We start from the raw sequence: 18,065 nt of genomic DNA, 5'->3' as shown, positions 1-18,065 counted from the left end.
GCTCCTTCCCTGACGACCAGCCCGGAGAGCACGCTGCGGCTGGTGACGACGGTGCAGCAGCGAGGGGACGCGGGGAGCAGGAGGCGCACCTGGTGCGGGGAGCGCGCGTTGTCGACGACGACGAGGAGGTGCTTGTCGTCGAGGAGGGACCGGAAGAGGGACGCCCGGTCGGCCTCGTCGTCGGGGATGTGGTCGGGCGGGGTGCCCAGGGCGCGCAGGAAGCCGTCGAGCGCGGCGGACGGGTCCAGCGGGAGGCCGGGACCGTAGCCCCGCATGTCGACGTAGAGGGCGCCGTCGGCGAACCGCTCGCGCACCCGGTGGGCCCAGTGCACCGCGAGGGCGGTCTTGCCGACGCCGGGTGCTCCGACGAGGACGAGCAGGGCGGAACCGGTCTGGGCGCGGGCGGGGCGCAGGAGGAGGTCGAGCCTGCCGAGGTCGACCCTGCGGTTGACGAACGGGACCGGGCGGAGCGGGAGCTGGCGGGGGCGGGGCCCGGTGGGGGCGGCTGCGGCGCCGGTGACGACGACCCCGCCGTGGAGGGTGCCCACCTGGAGCAGCGACTCGATGCTGTCCCCGGAAGCGGTGTTGCCGCCTGCGGGGGTGTCCGGCACGGCACTACCCCGGCCGGTATTCGCTGTGGTCGACGGCGCGCGCCCAGACGGCCTCGAACGCGTCGCGGCACAGGGCGACGACCTCGGGGGCCTCGGTGATCTCGTCGCCGAGGTAGGTGCCGTCACCCGCGAAGTGGCCGAAGCGGACCAGGCGGTCGTCGAAGAGCCAGAAGTCGTTGCCGGGCAGGGCGAGGTCGGAGGCCTCGCGGCGGGGCAGCCAGCGGACCCGCTCACCTGCGGCGACGTTGAGCGCGGCGGTGTCCTCGTGCTCGTGCCGGATGTAGTCGGTGACCGGTTCGGAGACGATCCGGGCGCGGCGGATCTCCACGCCCCTGGCGACGGTGGCGACGACGAGGTCGTACCAGTCGCGGAAGCGCTCGACCGGGTCCGCGCGGACGCCGGACAGCCAATCCTGGAAAGCCGGGTCGGCGGGTTCGTACACCTCCCGCATTTCCAGGTGCACCGCAGAAGTGCGACAACCGGCGAACAGCTCAGCGAACGTCGGTCGCTCGGTCACGACAGGCCTCCTGGACGAGGTCCCGCATCCTGGCGGGAATGCGCACCACGGTCTCGTGCGGCGCGCGCGGGCTCTTGGCGGTCAGCTCGGCCAGCGCATCCTGGTCGGTGACCTGCGCGCCCTGCAACACCAGGTCCCCGGTCTCGTCGTCCACCCAGACCGCCGCGCAGTTCCCGCCCTGGCAAGCCTGATCGGTTCCCACTAATCGCATTTCCAACCCCCCGCGAGGTCGAACATCGGGCTTGAATGCAATGCTCGCACCAGCGGTTGGGAGGGTCAATAACCCGACCGAGTCGGCCGGGGAAATGTTTGTCCGCGCGTTCGAGGGAAAAGAAAACCTGGCCGCAGATCTGCGGCCAGACGAGTGGTTTTCCGGTCTACCGGGGTCGACGGCCCTAGTACCAACCATCACCCGATCGTGCGGCCTGGCTGTCCACCTCGGCGGCGGCCAGGTGGGACAGGGCGGCGACCGCCTCCTGGAGCTCCCGCTGGCGCTCCGGGGTCTGCTCGGCCTCCAGGCGCACCTCGATGCGGCTGCACCCGGCGCCGTCCTCGGTGACCACGGCCTCGCCGCCGTCCCAGGTGACCCTCCGGACCGACTCGTCCACCCGCACCCCGGTGGGCTCGATGCCCGGCAGGTGCTCGGTCAGGTTCTCCGGGCGGGCGACGAACTCGAACAGCCGCTGCGCGGGCAGGTCGACCGGCGCCCGGTAGGTGTAGGTGGTCATGGCGGGCGAGTACCCCCGGTCCACGCGGCCGAACCTGAGGGCGTCGAACGGGTGAGCGGGACCGGTCGGCACGGGGCGCGACCCCGTCGTCACGCACGGACGCCGACGCGCCCACGCGCGTTCCCAGGGGTCCCCCGCCGCGTCAACCGGGTGTAAAAATGCGAGTGGCCCTCGGCAACGCCGGACCGGTGCCGCCGCGCGTCCCCACGGCTCCTCGGACCGTCCCGCGCGGATCACCTCCCGGTGGTGCGCGGGAGCGCCGTTCGCGGGGCGCGATCTGCGTCGAAAGACCATCGCGGGCAGGCGCTGTCGGGCACTATCAGGGTGATTTCGAGCGGGCACGAGGGGGCAGGGTGGAACAGGGGTTCGGCGTCGACACGGCGGCGCTCGGCGGTTACGGGACGACGGCCTCCGGGCTCTCCGGCGAGGTGGCCGCGATCGGTTCCGGCACGCTGTCCGGGGTGGGCTCGCTGTCCGCCGACAGCTTCTCGAAGCTCGGCGAGGAGGTCGGGCTGGCCGCCGCGTTCCAGCGGGTCGCCCAGCAGCAGCTCGACGGGGCCGCAGGCGCGGCGAAGGCGCTCGACGCGCTCGCCACCGCCGTGCGCGACACGGCGACCGACTACGCCGAGCAGGAGACGCGGAACAGCGCCGCCCTGAACCAGGCCTACCGGGTCTGACCGCCGTGGACGTCTCCGGGCTGATCGGGGCCCTCATCCAGCCGATGAAGGACGACCTGGCCAAGCTGCAGGGCGACATCGGCGGCGCCTCGCGCGCGGCCGACTCGCTCGGCAGGGCCGCCTCCGCCTTCGAGGAGATCGGCGGCAAGCACTCCGGCGCGGCGCGCGACGTGCTCGGCACCTGGTACGGCGAGAAGGCGGGCGTCTTCCAGGACCGGGTGGCCAAGTTCGACGGCGGCGTCGACCTGCTCGCCCGCAACGCCACCGCCGCGCGGGACGCGGCGACCTCGGCCGTGTCCACCGTCGAGTCCGGGCGCACCTCCGTGCAGCGGCTCATCGACGAGTTCACCGACTGGGCGACCCCGAAGCTGTCGACCGCAGCGGCGCTGGACAAGATCGGCGCGCGGGGCGCGGTGCTCGGGATCACCGCCGCCGTGACCGCGCGCGGCGTCGAGTACCAGGGGCGCTCCACCAAGGAGGTGGACCGGCTCAGGGACGAGCTCAAGGCCGTCGCCGACCGGCTCGCCTCGCTCCAGCCCGCCGACTTCGGCGGCGTCGGCGACGGCATCGGCGCGGAGAACGGCGGCGCGACCACGGCGGCGAGCGCCCAGGACGGCGCGGGCACGCGGGAGCCCTCCTCGTACTCCGGGCCGTCCGACAGCGGCGGTGGTGGCGGGAGCGGCGGCGGTGGCGGTGGCGCGGGTGGTGGCGGTGGCCACAGCGGCGGGGGTGGCGGCGGTGGCGTCGGGCCCCGGCTGCCGGTCGCGATCCCGCCCCAGCCGGGCACCGGCGTCGGCGTCAACCTGCCCGACGGCAGCTCCGCCGAGGCGCCCAACGAGATCGCCGCGCAGGCGGTCCGCAACGCGCTGTCCGCGCTGGGCACCCCGTACGTCTGGGGAGGTCAGAACCCTCCCCAGGGCACGGACTGCAGCGGGTTGACCAAGTGGGCGTACGCGGGCGCGGGCCTGGACATCCCCCGGCTCGCCCAGTCGCAGACGATCGGCGCGTCCGTCCCCGCAGGGCAGCTGCTGCCCGGCGACCTGGTGGTGTGGGACGGGCACGTCGCGATGGTGATCGGCAACGGCCAGCTGGTGGAAGCGGGCGATCCGGTTCAGGTGGGGCCCATCCGCACCGACAACATCGGCATGGCGTTCTACGGGTTCTACCGACCGACGGGCTGAGTGCGTGGACGAGGTCGAGCGGGTGGCCAGGCGGGTCGCCGACGCGGAGCGGGCGATCGCCGACCAGCTGGCCAGGACCGGGCCGCTGGTCGGTCGCGCGTCGTCCCCCGACGGCGCGGTCGAGGTGGTCACCGCGCCCGGCGGTCCGCCCCTTGAGGTGCGGATCAGCCGCGCGGCGCTGAGCATGGGAGCCGACGGGCTGGCGGCCGAGGTCCTGCGCGTGGCGCAGCGGGCCGCCGCTGCCGCCGGTGCGGTGGCCGAGCGCGCGCTGGCCGGGGTCGCCGAACCCGGCGGGCTGGCCGAGGCGGGCATACCGATCGCCGACCGGCGCGACGACGAGGACTTCGGTGACGGGAGCTACCTGAGGGGAACGCGGTGAACGAGCAGCGCCTGGACGCGGCCGACCGGCTCACCTCGGCGCTCGCGGGCGCGACCGGCACCGCCACCCACCCGAACGGCCTGGTCAGGGTGACCGCGACGGCCAACGGGGTGCTGCGCGACCTGAAGATCCAACCCGCCGCGCTGGAGCGCGGGCCGGAGGAGCTCGGGGTGCTGGTCGCCGAGACGGCCAGGCTCGCCACCGACGCGGCCGTGCAGACCGGGTACAACGAGCTGGCGAAGGCGATGGGGGACGCGGTGGCCACGGCGGTGGAGGCGGTGGCCGGGCCGCCGCCGCAGCCGGAGGGGCCGCAGGCCGTCGCCGGGCCCGGCGGTGGGAACGGTCCCGGCGGTGGGTTCGGGGACGGGCCCGGCGGTGGGTCGGGGAGCGGTGGCGGAGCGGTCGGCGCTTCGGGCGCGGGTCTTAGGACCGGTGCCGGATCGGGCGGGGCCGGGCACACTGGCGGGTGGTCGGCCGCGAAGTCGGAGGAACAGGGAGTCATGGACCCCTCCCAGTGGCAGGAAGAGGGCGAGGAGCCGGACACCCCGCGTCGGGTGTCGGGCCGCGAGGACGTGCGCGGGTGGCGGCAGGCCGAACCCCAGTCGCGGTCCGGGTGGCCGTCCGCGCGCTCCGCGCCGGGGCAGAGCTGGGCGGGCAAGCAGGCCGAGCGGGTGCCGACGTGGCGGGAGACCCAGGAGCGGGACCGCGCGCGGGCCGAGGAGCGCGAGCGGCAGCGCGCCAGGGAGGCCAGGGAGCTGGAGCAGGCCGAGCTGGAGCAGGCCCAGGCCGCCCAGGAGCAGGCGACCCTGCAGCTGGCGCGGGACGAGGCCGAGAAGGCGCGCGCCGAGGAGCTGGAGCGCGAGCGGGAACTGGCGCAGGAGCGCGAGCGGGAGCAGATCCGGGCCAGGCAGCTGGAGCGCGAGCGCGCCCTTGAACGGGAGCGGCAGCAGGAGCGCGAGCGGGCCGAGCAGGAGCGGGCCGAGCGGGAACGCGCCGAGCAGGAGCACTCCGGGCGGGACGGGCAGGAGCAGGACGAGGAGCCCGAGCCCGCGCCCGGACTGGAGCGCGTGCTCAAGCGCGCCCGCGACCTGGGGCTGGACGTCGAGCTGGAGCGCGAGGCGAGCGCCGAGGAGGAGGCCGCCGAGCACGCCACGAGCAAGATCGTCCGACCGGTGCCGCCGTCGACCGGGTCCGCCCCGGCCGGGTCGACCTCGTCCGGTTCTGCGCCGTCCGGTTCTGCGCCGTCCGGGAGCGCCTCGGATTCCGCGCAGGCCGACGCCGCGAGCGCCGGTCAGAGCGCACCGGCCTCGGCCGAGCACGCCTGGCAGCCGCCGACCGCCTCCTCGTGGCAGCCGCCGACCGCCTCCTCGTGGCAGGCGTCGGCCGACCGGAACTCGGCCGGTGGCGGCACCGCGCCGTGGCAGCGCGAGGGCAGCCAGGTCCCGTTCCCCGGCTCGACCGAGCAGGCCGAGGGCGGGCAGGAGCAGCGCGAGGGCAGGCACCACGCGGTGGGCGCCCAGTCCGGGCCCGGCGCGGGCGGTCAGCCCTCCGGCGCGCCGGGTGAGCAGCCGTGGGAGTGGAAGCCGTCCGTGATCGCGGGCGCCGAGAGCACCCCCGGCGGGCAGCCCCCGGCGGCACCGGCTCCGGCGGCCCAGAACCCCGCAGCGCAGAACCCCGCCGTGCAGGGCACGGCAGCGCCGGTTTCGGCAGGTCAGAGCCCGGCTGCCCAGAACTCGGCGGCGCAGGTCCCGGCGCCGCAGGCCCCTGGACAGCAGGTTCCGGGTCAGCAGGCCCCAGGTCAGCAGGTTCCGGGTCAGCAGGTCTCGGCGGTCCAGTCCCCGGCGCAGCAGGCGCCTCCCGCGCAGGGCTCCGGGCAGCAGCCCGCGCCGTCCTCGGGGCAGCAGCCCGCCGGGCGTCCGCAGGGACGGCCCTCCGGGCGCCCGTCCCGGCGCAACCTGGGCGTCGAGCTGCCCCAGAACCCGCTGTTCCCGCAGGGCCCCGACCAGTCCCGCTCGCCGTCGATGCCGCAGCCGCCGCCCGGCACCGCCGCGGCGATGCCGGTGGCCGCGATGGACCAGCGGTGGCAGTCGTTCGCCACCGACACCCCGGTGGCCGCCGACCGCGTCGCCGCGTGGCACGCCAGCGACTGGCGGCCCACGATCGCCTACGACGAGCCGCCCCTCCAGGGCGGTGGTCAGCCGCAGAGCGGCCCCGGCCCGAGGCAGGGCCGCCCCGGCGGTCCCGGCGGCCGTCCGCCCGGCGCGATGCCCCGTCCCCCGCAGGGGCTCCCGCCCGGCGCGGGGACCATCCCGCCGGGCGCCGGAACCATCCCGCCCGGCGCGGGGACGATCCCGCCCGGCGCGGGGACGATCCCGCCCGGCGGTCCCGGCCGGTTCCCGCCGCCGCCCGCCAACCCGGTCCCGCCGGGGCCGTGGCAGCGCGGCGTCGGCCAGGGCGGCGCGGGCCAGGGCGGTCACCAGGGCCCGCAGGACGGCGGCTACCAGCAGCAGCACGGCGGCCAGCAGCCGTGGGCCCCTCCCGGCGGGCCGCAGGGCGGTGGGCAGAACCGGGGCGGCTACCCGCCCCCGCCGCCCCCGCCGGGCCGTCGCGGCGGGCCCCGCCCCGAAGACGAAGGGGACCGGTTCCGCAGCCAGCGGCGGTAGTCGGAGATCGACCCCGTAGGCTCTGGTCCCGCATCGCACGGGCTGCAAGGCGTTGGTCGCAAGGCGTTGACCGGGAGGTCTGATGGCGCAGGACATCGTCCCGATCGAGCTGGGACTCACCCAGGGGGACGTCGTCACCCTGTGGGCTCCCCGCTGGCGGGAGGAGGGCGAGGAGTGGGAGGCCTTCCTCGGGCACGAGGAGGACCTGTACGCCTTCCCCGACGCCGCGCACCTCGCGGCGTTCGTGCGCGAGGCCGCGGAGCACGACCTCACCGACCACCCGGCGTGGCACGTGGTGCCCGCGCTGTCGGTGGAGGAGCTCTCCCCTGACGAGAACCACCAGTTCGACCTGGTCGGCGTGCCCGAGCTGGTCGCCGAGGAGCCCGACACCTGGGTGATCGGCGAGCTGGCCGACGTGGTGTCGATCGTGCGGTCGCTGGCCGAGGTGTGCGACCTGGAGAAGGTCCACGAGGTGCTCGACTCGGCCGAGGGCTTCGCGCTGCTGCCGCAGGGCACGCTGCCGTTCACCGGCCGCGAGGGCAAGGCGCTGTGGAGCGAGCTGGGCCAGGTCGTCGCGGAGAAGTGGGACGAGGTGCTCGACGCGATCGACGAGGTCGTGTCCACCCCGGACGTGGACGAGGCCGCGCTCGCGAAGGGGCAGGAGGAGCTGGCCGCGTACCAGGAGGCGGCCGAGGCCGCCCGCGCCGAGGACGACGACGCGGAGGAGGACGAGGAGGGCGACGCGCCCACCACGTTCTGGTCCGAGGTCGGCATCGACCCGGTGAAGATCATCACCAGCGCGGGCGAGTACTACACGCTGCGCTGCTACCTGGACGACGAGCCGCTGTTCCTCGGCCGCCGGGGGAAGATCGACGCGTTCACCTCGCCGCGCGCGCTGTCCCGGTTCATCGTCGAGGCCGACGACAACGACCTCACCGAGGTGTCGACCTGGCAGGAGCTGGTGGTCAAGGCGACCGGCGGCGACCTGGAGGTCGAGGTCGACCCGGACAACGTCTACGTGCTGACCGGCCTGGACGAGGACATCGCCGAGGGCCCGGACGGCATCGACCCGACCCAGCTGGACCTGGTGGTCGAGCTGCTGGAGGACGCGGCCGACTGGGCGGGCGACGACAGCGTGAAGCTGGCGCTGAACCAGTCGGAGAGCCTGGGCTGGCTGGTGTCGTACGTGCTCAAGCCCGACCCCAACCGGTTGGCCCCGAGCGCGCCGTACGACGCCGAGGTGACCTCGTGGCGGGCGCTGTCGGCGGCCTTCGAGGACCGGCTGCGCGTGCACTAGTCGTCCGACGCGCGAGAGGGGCGTTCCCGACCTGGTCGGGGACGCCCCTCCGGCGTTTCACGGGGGTCGCGCGCGGGCGGCTCGGCGCGGTCAGCCCTTGAGCGCGGCGTAACCCGGTTCCACGACGTCCTGGATCAGCGCCCTGCGCTCGTCCAGCGGCAGGAAGGCGGCCTTGGCGGCGTTGACCGTGAAGGTCCGCAGGTCGTCCCAGCCGCAGCCGAGCTCGTTCACCGCGACGGCGAACTCGCCGGACGGCGAGCAGTCGCTCATCAGCCGGTTGTCGGTGTTGAGCGTGACCCGGAAGCCGAGGTCGGACAGGCGCTTGAGCGGGTGCTCGGCGAGCGAGGCGACCGCGCCGGTGTGCAGGTTCGAGGTCGGGCACATCTCCAGCGCGATGCGGCGGTCGCGCACGTACGCGGCAAGGCGGCCGACCTCGTCGCCGGTGATGTCCTCGGTGATCCGGACGCCGTGGCCCAGCCGCTCGGCGCCGCAGCGCTGCACGGCCTGGTGGATCGACTCGGGGCCCGCCGCCTCACCCGCGTGGATGGTGAAGTGGGCGTTCTGCTCGCGCAGGTGCTCGAAGACCGGCAGCTCCCTGGTCGGCGGGAACCCGTCCTCGGGGCCCGCGATGTCGAAGCCGACGACGCCCGCGTCGCGGTAGCGCACGACCAGGTCGGCGATGCGCTGCCAGCCGTCGTTCTGGCGCATCGCGCACAGCAGCGAGTTCACCCTGATCCGGTTGCCGGAGGCGGCCTCGCCCTGGCGGAAGCCCTCGCTGACCGCCTCGACGACCTGCTCCAGGCGCAGGCCCCGGTCGGTGAACAGCTCGGGGGCGTAGCGGATCTCGGCGTAGGCGACGCCGTCGTCGGCCAGGTCCTGCGCGGCCTCGGCGGCGACCCTGACCAGCGCTTCCTCGTCCTGCATGACGCCGCAGGTGTGCGCGAAGCCCTCCAGGTAGCGGACCAGCGAGCCGGAGTCGGCGTTGTCCCGGAACCAGGCGCCCAGCTCGGCCGGGTCGGTGGTCGGCAGCCCCTCGTGCCCGCAGGCGTCCGCCAGCTCGATCACGGTCCTCGGGCGGAGGCCGCCGTCGAGGTGGTCGTGGAGCAGGACCTTGGGGGCGGCGCGGAGCGCTTCGGGCGAGAGGGGATTCATGGTCAACACCGTAACCTCGGGCCCGGTGGCGCGTTGTTCAGTCGTGATGCAGAACTTTGCGCTACGCGGGTGTGACCACATATCACCCGCTAGGGTCAGGATTCCTCGGCAGAGGGACTTGGCCAGCGCTGTTACCTGCCGGTACAGCAGGATCAGTTCACACTGATGGACTACAAGCTAGATCAAGATGGGCGATCCCGCCTAGGGGGTAGTACCTGTCACCCCGTGGTCGCGGTTAGGCTCCCGGACGTCTCCCCTCCCCTGGACGAAGGCACCCAGCCGTGAACGAGAACAGCAACTCCACGATGTCCTTCGATCGGATGCGCAACATGCTCACGCGCGCCGCGGAGATCCGTGAGAGCGAACAGCAGCAGATCTTCGACGCGCTGGACGAGATCCACGCGCGGATGTCCCCGCTCGAGACGCTGGGTTCCGTTCGCAAGCGGCTGTCGGAGCTGCCCGACCGGACCGAGGTCAGCGTGCTGGCCGAGCGGCTGGACGAGGCGCTGTCCCGCCTGGAGGCGCAGGACACCGCGGTGCAGGGCATCAACCGCGCGGTGGAGGGGCTGGTCGACAAGCTCGCCAAGCCGTTCGCCCAGCTCGACGGCAGGCTCGACGGTGTCGCGGGGCGCTTCGAGGGCGTCGCGGGCCGGATGGACGGCCTCGAGGACAAGCTGTCGCACATCCACAAGCGGCTGGACGACCTCGACGGGCACCTGGACAAGCAGGACGGCAAGGTCGAGCAGCTGCCCGGCGCGGTGACCACGCCGCTGCGCGAGCGCATCGAGGCGCTGGAGGCGGCGCTCCGGTCGCGCATCGACGAGGTGGACGAGGGCGTGCACGAGCACCTCGACGGCACCCGCGAGGCGCTGCAGCGGACCGTGTCCGACACGTCGGGCGCGCTGCACGGGCGGTTGGACGAGACCCGCGACAACATCAACTCGACCAGGGACGGGTTCCACGCCGCGCTCACGTCGACCAACGACAGCCTGCACTCGGCGCTCGCGGACACCCGCAGCACCGTGCACGGCAAGCTGGACGAGGCCCGCGAGGCGCTGCACGCCGCGCTGGACGAGACCAGGGACCAGGTCGACGCGACCGACCGCCTCGAGGGGCTGGCGCAGCGCTTGGAGCAGGTCACCTCGCGCCTGGACACCATGACGACCAGGCTCGACGCGGTGGAGGACGACTTCGCGACGCGGCTCAGCGAGCTGTCGGGCGTGGTCGAGTCGAGCATGGCGAAGGTCGAGGGCAAGATCTCCGAGCGCCCCGACGCGGACTCGCTCACCTCGATGGTCAACCGCAGCAACAAGGAGTCCGAGCTGCGCATCGGCGGCCAGCTGGACGAGGCGATGGCGACCTTCGCGGAGCTGATCCTCGGCGGCGGCCCGTCCTCCGCTCCCCCGCCCCCCACCGCCCTGCCCCGGCCGCAGCGGCGGGTGCGGAAGAACGGGCCGAAGAACGGCGAGCTGCGCGACGACGACGACCTGGACGCCCAGGGCGCCTGACCGGCGGACGAGCCGGACGGACGAGCCTGCCGGACGGCGGGCTGACCGGACGGCCGCGAGCCGGACGGATGAACTTGAGCGCCTGATCACGGGCGCCCGCTGGTCGGGGAGACTCCAGCGCGGCGCGAGCGCTCGGAAGGGCCCGCCCCTCACGGGGGTCGGGCCCTTTCGCGTGCGTGGGGCGGCACGGGTGCGCGTTCCCGCAGTGCTTCGAGCACCGTCGAAAGGCGGGGGTGGGCGGCCGTTGCGCGGCTAGCGTCGGGGGTGCCCGCAGGACCGGGGAGTCCGGCGGGCGCCGATCGCGGGGCGTCCGGTTCCACGACCGCCCCGCGCGATCCACCAGGGGGAACAGTGGTTCGGAGGAGCGGCAGGCTCATCGCACTGGGGGCGGTGGCGGCGGCAGTGGTGTCGCTGCTGCTGGGCGGCACGGCGAGCGCGAGCGGGGAGGGCGCGTTCACCGCGCAGGCCCGCGCGGCTGGGTTGACGGCGGAGCAGGCCGAGGGGTTGCAGGACAAGGTCGACGACTACCTGCGGGAGGTGGGCGGCAAGCAGGTCGCCCCCAACCGGATCGACCTCGGGGGCGCGGTGCTCACCGTGACCGTGCCCGGCGAGGACCGGACGAGATTCCTCGGCGAGGTCGGCGCGAACGTCGACAACGCACCCGAGTGCAACGGGAACTGGGCGCGGTACGGCTGGTTCTGCGCGTACGAGAACGAGCGGTTCAGCGGCAACAACATCGGGATGTTCTACTGCGGCGTGTACTACATCCCGTGGATCACGATGGGGTCGTGGCACAACAACCAGACCACCGGTACCAGGCCCTGGCTCTACTTCAACAACGGCCAGCCGCCGTGGCACATGCCCCCGGCCGACTCGCAGCAGGCGAGCGGGGTGGGCTGGAGCCCGGTGTCCCGCATCAAGAACTGCTGACCCGCAGGCCCGAACGCGGCGTCTCGAACGCCGCGCGAGCAGGGCTCGCCCCTTCGGGGGCGGGCCCTTGCGCTTCGTGGCGACTCGCCGGGGACCGGGATTCGACCAGGCCCGAAAGGTCGCCTCCGGTGGTTCGGCCGCCGATACCGTCGAGTTCGATCACCTGGACTGCCACAGGGGGAAGCATGGTCGTGGAGCGGTGGAGCAGGAAGCTGATCGCGCTGGGGGCGGTGGCCGGGGCGGTGATGTCCCTGCTGCTCGGCGGCGTGGCGAACGCGGACACCGGGAGCCGCTTCACCGCGCAGGCCCGCGCGGCCGGGTTGACGGCGGAGCAGGCCGAGGGGTTGCAGGACAAGGTCGACGACTACCTGGGGGAGGTCGGAGGCGAGCAGGTCGCGCCCAACCGGATCGACCTCGGGGGCGCGGTGCTCACCGTGACCGTGCCCGGCGAGGACCGGACGAGGGCGCTGGTCGGCGGTGCGACGACGCTCGACAACGACCCGCAGTGCAGCGGGAACTGGGCGCGCTACGGCTGGTTCTGCGCCTACGCGCAGGAGCACTTCAGGGGCGACAACATCGGCATGTACGACTGCGGCGGGTACCCGATCCCGTGGAGCACGACCGGCTCCTGGCACAACAACCAGACCACGGGGACGAAGCCGGTGCTGCTCTTCACGAACGACACCACCTGGATCATGCCTGCCGCCAGCTCGAAGCAGGCGACCAACGTCAACTGGGCCCCGGTGCGCGCGATCTACAACTGCCGCTGAGCCTAGGAACGCCGAAGGGGCGCGGCCACCCGGCCGCGCCCCTCCGTCCGTCGTCCCGGTCTCAGCCGCGAATGGTGTCGATCACCAGCGCCGAGCGCTCGGTGCTCTCCCCGTTCAGCTCCACCCCGCCGCGCAGCGTCTCGAACGCCGCGTCGAAGGCCTCCGGCGTGTCCGTGTGCAGCTCCGCGATCGGCTGCCCCGCGCTCACGCTCGCACCCGGCTTCACCAGGCACCGCACCCCGGCCCCGGCCTGCACCGGGTCCTCCTTGCGGGCCCGACCGGCGCCCAGCCGCCACGCCGCCACGCCGACCGCGTACGCGTCCAGCCCGGTCAGCACGCCGTCCTCGGCCGCCTCCAGCACCCGCGTGTGCTTCGCGACCGGCAGCGCCGCCTCCGGGTCGCCGCCCTGGGCCCTGATCATCCTGGCCCACGTCTCGTACGCCTCGCCGGACGCCAGCACGCGCGCCGGGTCCACGTCGATCCCGGCCAGCGCCAGCATCTCGCGGGCCAGGGCCACGGTCAGCTCGACCACGTCCTCCGGGCCGCCGCCGCGCAGCACGTCCACCGACTCGGCGACCTCGATCGCGTTGCCGACCGCCGCGCCCAGCGGCACCGACATGTCCGTCAGCAGCGCGGTGACCTTGCGGCCGTGGTCGACGCCGATGTCCACCAGGGCCCGCGCGAGGGCGCGCGCCCGCTCCTCGGTCTTCATGAACGCCCCGGAGCCGACCTTCACGTCCAGCACCAGCGCGTCCGCGCCCTCGGCGATCTTCTTCGACATGATCGAGCTGGCGATCAGCGGGATCGCCTCGACCGTGCCGGTGACGTCCCGCAGCGCGTACAGCTTGCGGTCCGCCGGGGCAAGGCCGGTGGTGGCCGCGCAGACCACGGCGCCGACCGAGCCCAGCTGGGCGCTGATCTCCTCCAGGGACAGCTGCGCCCGCCAGCCGGGGATGGACTCCAGCTTGTCCAGGGTGCCGCCGGTGTGCCCGAGGCCCCTGCCGGACAGCTGCGGCACGGCCGCGCCGCACGCGGCGACCAGCGGGGCCAGCGGGAGGGTGATCTTGTCGCCGACGCCGCCGGTGGAGTGCTTGTCCACGGTGGGGCGGTCGACCTGCAGGTCCAGCACGTCGCCGGACGCGATCATGGCCCTGGTCCACCTGGCCGTCTCGGCGGCGTCCATGCCGTTGAGGAAGATCGCCATGGCGAGCGCGGACATCTGCTCGTCGGCGACCTCGCCCCTGGTGTAGGCGTCGACGACCCAGTCGACCTGGCCGTCGGTGAGCCGGTGCCCGTCGCGCTTCGCCCTGATGACGTCGACAGCGGTGTGGCTCACGGCAGGTCCTCCGGTCCGAAGGCGTCCGGCAGCACGGCGCTCATCGGCAGCACGCCGGACGGGGTGTCCACCAGGCAGTCGGGACCGCCCAGCTCGTACAGCACCTGGCGGCAGCGACCGCAGGGCATCAGCAGCTGGCCGTCGCCGTCGCTGCAGGTCACCGCGACGAAACGACCGCCGCCGGTCAGCCGCAGCTGCCCGGCCATCGCGCACTCGGCGCACAGGCCGAGCCCGTAGGAGGCGTTCTCGACGTTGCAGCCGACGACCACACGACCGTCGTCGCACAGGGCCGCCGAGCCGACCTTGAGCCCGGAGTACGGGCAGTAGGCCAGCTGGGCGGCCTGGAGGGCGGCGGCGCGGAGCGCGGTCCAGTCGACCTGGACCGCGTCCCCGCGAACGCCTGTGCCGGAGGAATCACCCACGGCGGTAGACCTCACCATCGGCCGCGGGCATCCGCAACCGCTGGGACGCCACGGCCAGCACCACGAGGGTCACCAGGTGCGGCGCGTACGTGGTGAGCTGGCTGGGCACCTCCTCCACGCTGAAGTAGATCGCGTAGAGCACCACGGCCGCGACCGCGCCGCCGAGCGCCGCGATCCACCGCCGCTTCCACAGCTGCCAGATCACGACCGCGCCGACCAGCAGCACCGAGCCGTAGATCAGCGACATGAACGTGGCGCCGCCGCTGCGCAGCTGGAGGCCGTCGGCGTAGCCGAACAGGGCCGCGCCGCCGAGCAGGCCGCCGGGCCGCCAGTTGCCGAAGATCATCGCGGCGAGGCCGATGTAGCCGCGCCCGTTGGTCTGGCCCTCCAGGTAGCCGGGCTGGCCGGGGTTGAGCACCAGGGAGGCGCCCGCGATGCCCGCCAGCGCGCCGGAGATCAGCACGGCCGCGTACTTGTACAGGTACACGTTGACGCCGAGCGACTCGGAGGCCACCGGGTTCTCGCCGACCGACCGCAGCCGCAGGCCGAAGCGGGTCTTCCACAGGATCAGGTAGCTGGCCACCACGAGCGCGGCGGCGATCATCACCAGCGGGGAGACGCCGGTGAGCAGGCCGCGCAGGATGCCCGCGACGTCCGAGATGCCCACCCGCTGCTGCTGCTCCAGCTCGGCCAGCCAGTCGGTCAGGCCCGCCGCCGAGTAGGTGTCGAACTTCGGCACCGCCGGGGACTCGCGCGGGTTGTTGGACACCGGCTCGAACAGCAGCGTCGACAGGTACTTGGTGACGCCCGCGCCGAGCAGGTTGATCGCGACGCCGGACACGATGTGGTTCACGCCGAAGGTGACCGTGGCGACCGCGTGCAGCAGGCCGCCGAGGGCGCCGAACACGATCGCGGCGATCAGCGCGGGCCACGGGCCCCACTGGTAACCGGCCCACGCCGCGCCCCAGGTGCCCAGGATCATCATGCCCTCGAGGCCGATGTTGACCACGCCCGCGCGCTCGGCCCACAGGCCGCCGAGGCCCGCGAGCAGGATCGGCAGCGCCAGGCCGACGGCGGTCTGGATGGTGCCCGCCGAGGTGAGCTGGGCGACGCCGGTCAGGTACGAGGTGGTGGCCAGCAGGGTGATCGCGCCGACCACGCCGAGCAGGCCGATCGCCCAACCGGGGAGCTTGCGCGCCCTGCCGGGCGGCGGGACGGTGCTGGGCGCCTCGGAGGGGTTCATCAAAGAGGTACTCACGACGACGCCTCCACGGTTCCCAGCTGCTGCCCGACCCGACGCTGCTGGGCCGCGACCTCGAACCGGCGGACCGCCTCGTAGGCCACGACCACCGACAGCACGATCGAGCCCTGCATGATCGTCACGATCTCCCTCGGCACGCCCTGGTTGTCCAGCGCGAGGCCGGCCTTGTCCAGGAACGCCCACAGCAGCGCGCCGAGCGCGATGCCACCGGGGTGGTTGCGGCCGAGCAGCGCGATGGCGATGCCGGTGAAGCCGATGCCCGCCGGGAAGTTCAGGTCGAAGGTGTGGTTGCGGCCGAGGATCTCCGGCATGGAGACCAGGCCCGCGATGGCGCCGGACATGAGCATGGCGATCAGCACCATGCGCTTGGCGTTCACGCCGCCCGCCGCGGCGGCGGTCGCCGACTGGCCGGACGCGCGCAGCTCGAAGCCGAAGCGGGTGCGGTTCATCATCACCCAGTAGCCGACGCCGAGCGCGATCGCGAGCACGACCAGGCCGTACACGGTGCCCGCGCCGCCCAGGTCGATGCCGGGGACCCAGCCGGTCTCCGGGATCTCCGGGGTGCGGATGTTGTTGCCGCGCAGCTCGCCGAACATGTCGCGGCTGATCAGGTACGCGGACACGCCCATGGCGAGCCCGTTCATCATGATCGTGGAGATGACCTCGTTGACGCCTCGGGTCACCTTCAGGATCGCCGGGATGGCGGCCCAGGCGGCGCCCGCGACGGCGGCGGTCAGGATGATCACCAGGGTGTGGACGCCGGTCGGCAGCGCGATGGAGCCGCCGACGACCGCGGCGACGACGGCCGCGACCCGGTACTGGCCCTCGACGCCGATGTTGAACAGGTTCATCTGGAACCCGACCGCCACGGCCAGCGCCGCGATGTAGTACGTGCTGGTGCTGTTGACGATGTCGACGGCGGTGGTGCCCTCGCCGACCTGCAGGACCATGGCCCCGAACGCCCGCAGCGGGTTGGCGCCCGAGATGAGCAGCGCGATCCCGCACAGCAGGGCGGAGAACAGGATCGCCAGTGCGGGCGGCAGCAGCTTGCCGCGCAAGATTCCCATTACTCGCCTTCCACTTCCGCGACGGCCACTTCCGCGACCGCGGCGCTGGTCGCGCCCGCGCCGGTCATCGCGCTTCCGAGGTCCTCAGGGGTGACGGCGCTCGGGTCCGCGTCGGCGACGAGCCTGCCGCGCAGCATGACCTTGATCGTGTCCGAGAGGCCGATCAGCTCGTCCAGGTCCGCGGAGATCAGCAGCACGGCCAGGCCGTTCGCGCGGGCCTGCTTGATCTGGTCCCAGATCAGGGCCTGCGCGCCGACGTCGACGCCGCGCGTGGGGTGCGAGGCGATCAGCAGCACGGGGTCGCCGGACAGCTCGCGGCCGACCACGAGCTTCTGCTGGTTGCCGCCGGAGAGCGCCACGGCGGCGACCTCGATGCCGGGGGTGCGCACGTCGAACTCGTCGACGATGCGCTGAGTGTCCTTCTTGGCGCCCGCGATGTCCAGCCACGGCCCGCGCGCGGTGGGCTTGCGGGTCTGGTGGCCGAGGATGCGGTTGGCCCAGAGGGGCTCCTCCAGGAGCAGGCCCTGCCGGTGCCGGTCCTCGGGCACGTAGCCGATGCCCGCCTCGCGGCGGGCGAGCGTGCCGAGCTTGGTGATGTCGCGCTCGCCCAGCCGGACGGTGCCGTGGTGGGCCTTGCGCATCCCCATGATGGTCTCGACCAGCTCGGTCTGACCGTTGCCCTCGACGCCCGCGATGCCGACGATCTCGCCCGCGTGCACGGTGAGGTCGATGCAGTCGAGCACCGGTCGGGCGCCCTCCTCGGCGACCAGGCCGAGGTCGTCGACGACCAGCACGGCGCGGTCGGTCACGGTGGACTCGCGGGTCTCCGGGCTGGGCAGCTCGGAGCCGACCATCATCTCGGCGAGCTGCCGGGAGCTGGTGGTCCTGGGGTCGGCGGTGCCGACGGTGGTGCCGCGCCGGATGACGGTGACCGAGTCGGCGATCGAGCGGACCTCGTCCAGCTTGTGCGAGATGAACAGGAAGGTGTAGCCCTGCTCGCGCATCCCCCGGAGGGTGTCGAACAGCTCGTTCACCTCCTGCGGCACGAGGACGGCGGTCGGCTCGTCGAGGATGATGATCTTGGCGCCCCGGTAGAGGACCTTGAGGATCTCGACCCGCTGCCGGTCGGCGACGCCGAGCCGCTCCACGAGGACGCCGGGGTCGACGGACAGGCCGGTCTGGCCCGCCAGTTCGAGGATGCGCTTGCGCGCCTTGGCGCCGATGCCGTGCAGGGCTTCCGCGCCGAGGACGACGTTCTCCTGCACGGTCAGGTTGTCGGCGAGCATGAAGTGCTGGTGCACCATGCCGATGCCGACCTTGATGGCCTCGGCGGGGCTGCGGAACCGCACCTGCTCGCCGTTGACCTCGATGGTGCCCTCGTCGGGCTGCTGCATCCCGTACAGGATCTTCATCAGGGTGGACTTGCCCGCGCCGTTCTCACCGCACAGCGCGTGCACCTCCCCCTGGGCGACGCTCAGGTGGACGTCGCTGTTCGCCACGACGCCGGGGAAGCGCTTGGTGATCCCCGACAGGACGACAGCAGGGGTCGGTTTGCTCATGGAGGCT

At 73.4% G+C, this 18,065-nt stretch carries 17 protein-coding genes; 8 read left to right on the top strand and 9 right to left on the bottom strand.

Translation table 11 applies throughout. The features are described from left to right. Positions 1-615: 615 nt before the first annotated feature. From LV78_RS17120 to LV78_RS17110, 3 genes are all read right to left on the bottom strand, one after another. A complete protein-coding gene (locus LV78_RS17120) occupies positions 616-1,128 on the bottom strand; it encodes a DUF6879 family protein (RefSeq protein WP_253846224.1) in 513 nt (170 codons plus the stop codon). Then, positions 1,103-1,282 (bottom strand): hypothetical protein, encoded by a 180-nt coding sequence (locus LV78_RS17115; protein ID WP_222840701.1) that lies wholly within the window; start codon positions 1,280-1,282, stop codon positions 1,103-1,105. The genes LV78_RS17120 and LV78_RS17115 overlap by 26 nt, the downstream gene beginning before the upstream one ends. 241 nt (positions 1,283-1,523) lie before the next feature. Continuing rightward, entirely contained in the window at positions 1,524-1,928 is a 405-nt protein-coding gene (locus LV78_RS17110) for a hypothetical protein (protein ID WP_253846223.1), read from the bottom strand. A gap of 281 nt (positions 1,929-2,209) precedes the next feature. Between LV78_RS17110 and LV78_RS17105 the strand changes: the two genes are divergently transcribed. The 5 genes from LV78_RS17105 to LV78_RS17080 all read left to right on the top strand — a co-directional run bounded on the left by LV78_RS17105 (position 2,210) and on the right by LV78_RS17080 (position 8,053). Further along, positions 2,210-2,533: a hypothetical protein gene (locus tag LV78_RS17105; protein ID WP_253846222.1), complete on the top strand. Its 324-nt coding sequence runs from the start codon at positions 2,210-2,212 to the stop codon at positions 2,531-2,533. Positions 2,534-2,538: 5 nt separating this feature from the next. Then, entirely contained in the window at positions 2,539-3,714 is a 1,176-nt protein-coding gene (locus LV78_RS17100) for a bifunctional WXG100 family type VII secretion target/C40 family peptidase (RefSeq protein WP_253846221.1), read from the top strand. A gap of 4 nt (positions 3,715-3,718) precedes the next feature. Then, the gene (locus LV78_RS17095) at positions 3,719-4,093 is read left to right on the top strand and encodes a hypothetical protein (RefSeq protein WP_253846220.1); all 375 of its coding nucleotides are present in this window, start codon (positions 3,719-3,721) and stop codon (positions 4,091-4,093) included. Beyond that, positions 4,090-6,756, top strand: coding sequence for a YbaB/EbfC family nucleoid-associated protein (locus LV78_RS40795; RefSeq protein WP_308208726.1), 2,667 nt, complete (start codon positions 4,090-4,092; stop codon positions 6,754-6,756). The genes LV78_RS17095 and LV78_RS40795 overlap by 4 nt, the downstream gene beginning before the upstream one ends. Positions 6,757-6,838: 82 nt before the next feature. Next, entirely contained in the window at positions 6,839-8,053 is a 1,215-nt protein-coding gene (locus LV78_RS17080; RefSeq protein ID WP_253846219.1) for a SatS C-terminal domain-containing protein, read from the top strand. Between the two features lie 90 nt (positions 8,054-8,143). On the opposite strand, the gene LV78_RS17075 is transcribed toward LV78_RS17080, so the two are convergent. Next, a complete protein-coding gene (locus LV78_RS17075; protein WP_253846218.1) occupies positions 8,144-9,205 on the bottom strand; it encodes an adenosine deaminase in 1,062 nt (353 codons plus the stop codon). Positions 9,206-9,525: 320 nt separating this feature from the next. Here LV78_RS17075 and LV78_RS17070 point away from each other — a divergent pair, with 320 nt between their 5' ends. The 3 genes from LV78_RS17070 (at position 9,526) to LV78_RS17060 (ending at position 12,413) form a co-directional block, all read left to right on the top strand. Further along, complete coding sequence (locus LV78_RS17070; protein WP_253846294.1) at positions 9,526-10,713, top strand: coiled-coil domain-containing protein; 1,188 nt, start codon at positions 9,526-9,528, stop codon at positions 10,711-10,713. Between the two features lie 351 nt (positions 10,714-11,064). Next, the gene (locus LV78_RS17065) at positions 11,065-11,643 is read left to right on the top strand and encodes a hypothetical protein (RefSeq protein WP_253846217.1); all 579 of its coding nucleotides are present in this window, start codon (positions 11,065-11,067) and stop codon (positions 11,641-11,643) included. Positions 11,644-11,828: 185 nt separating this feature from the next. Further along, entirely contained in the window at positions 11,829-12,413 is a 585-nt protein-coding gene (locus LV78_RS17060; protein ID WP_253846216.1) for a hypothetical protein, read from the top strand. A 61-nt stretch (positions 12,414-12,474) separates the two neighbouring features. Here the strand turns inward: LV78_RS17060 and LV78_RS17055 are convergent, their stop codons facing one another. Genes LV78_RS17055 through LV78_RS17035 form a run of 5 tightly spaced genes read right to left on the bottom strand, consistent with a single transcriptional unit; the run spans position 12,475 to position 18,058 of the window. Continuing rightward, entirely contained in the window at positions 12,475-13,749 is a 1,275-nt protein-coding gene (locus LV78_RS17055; protein WP_253846215.1) for a thymidine phosphorylase, read from the bottom strand. Beyond that, positions 13,746-14,171 (bottom strand): cytidine deaminase, encoded by a 426-nt coding sequence (locus LV78_RS17050; RefSeq protein ID WP_253846214.1) that lies wholly within the window; start codon positions 14,169-14,171, stop codon positions 13,746-13,748. Before LV78_RS17050 ends, LV78_RS17055 begins: the two co-directional genes overlap by 4 nt. Then, positions 14,164-15,429, bottom strand: coding sequence for an ABC transporter permease (locus tag LV78_RS17045; RefSeq protein ID WP_372494930.1), 1,266 nt, complete (start codon positions 15,427-15,429; stop codon positions 14,164-14,166). Before LV78_RS17045 ends, LV78_RS17050 begins: the two co-directional genes overlap by 8 nt. Further along, entirely contained in the window at positions 15,426-16,499 is a 1,074-nt protein-coding gene (locus LV78_RS17040) for an ABC transporter permease (RefSeq protein WP_253846213.1), read from the bottom strand. Before LV78_RS17040 ends, LV78_RS17045 begins: the two co-directional genes overlap by 4 nt. Then, a complete protein-coding gene (locus LV78_RS17035) occupies positions 16,499-18,058 on the bottom strand; it encodes an ABC transporter ATP-binding protein (RefSeq protein WP_253846212.1) in 1,560 nt (519 codons plus the stop codon). The genes LV78_RS17040 and LV78_RS17035 overlap by 1 nt, the downstream gene beginning before the upstream one ends. Positions 18,059-18,065: the final 7 nt, after the last annotated feature.

It is taken from the genome of Actinosynnema pretiosum, assembly GCF_024171695.1.
Classification (GTDB): domain Bacteria; phylum Actinomycetota; class Actinomycetes; order Mycobacteriales; family Pseudonocardiaceae; genus Actinosynnema; species Actinosynnema pretiosum.
The sequence above is the reverse complement of the archived record's forward strand: the minus strand, read 5'-3'. Positions and strand labels throughout refer to the sequence as shown.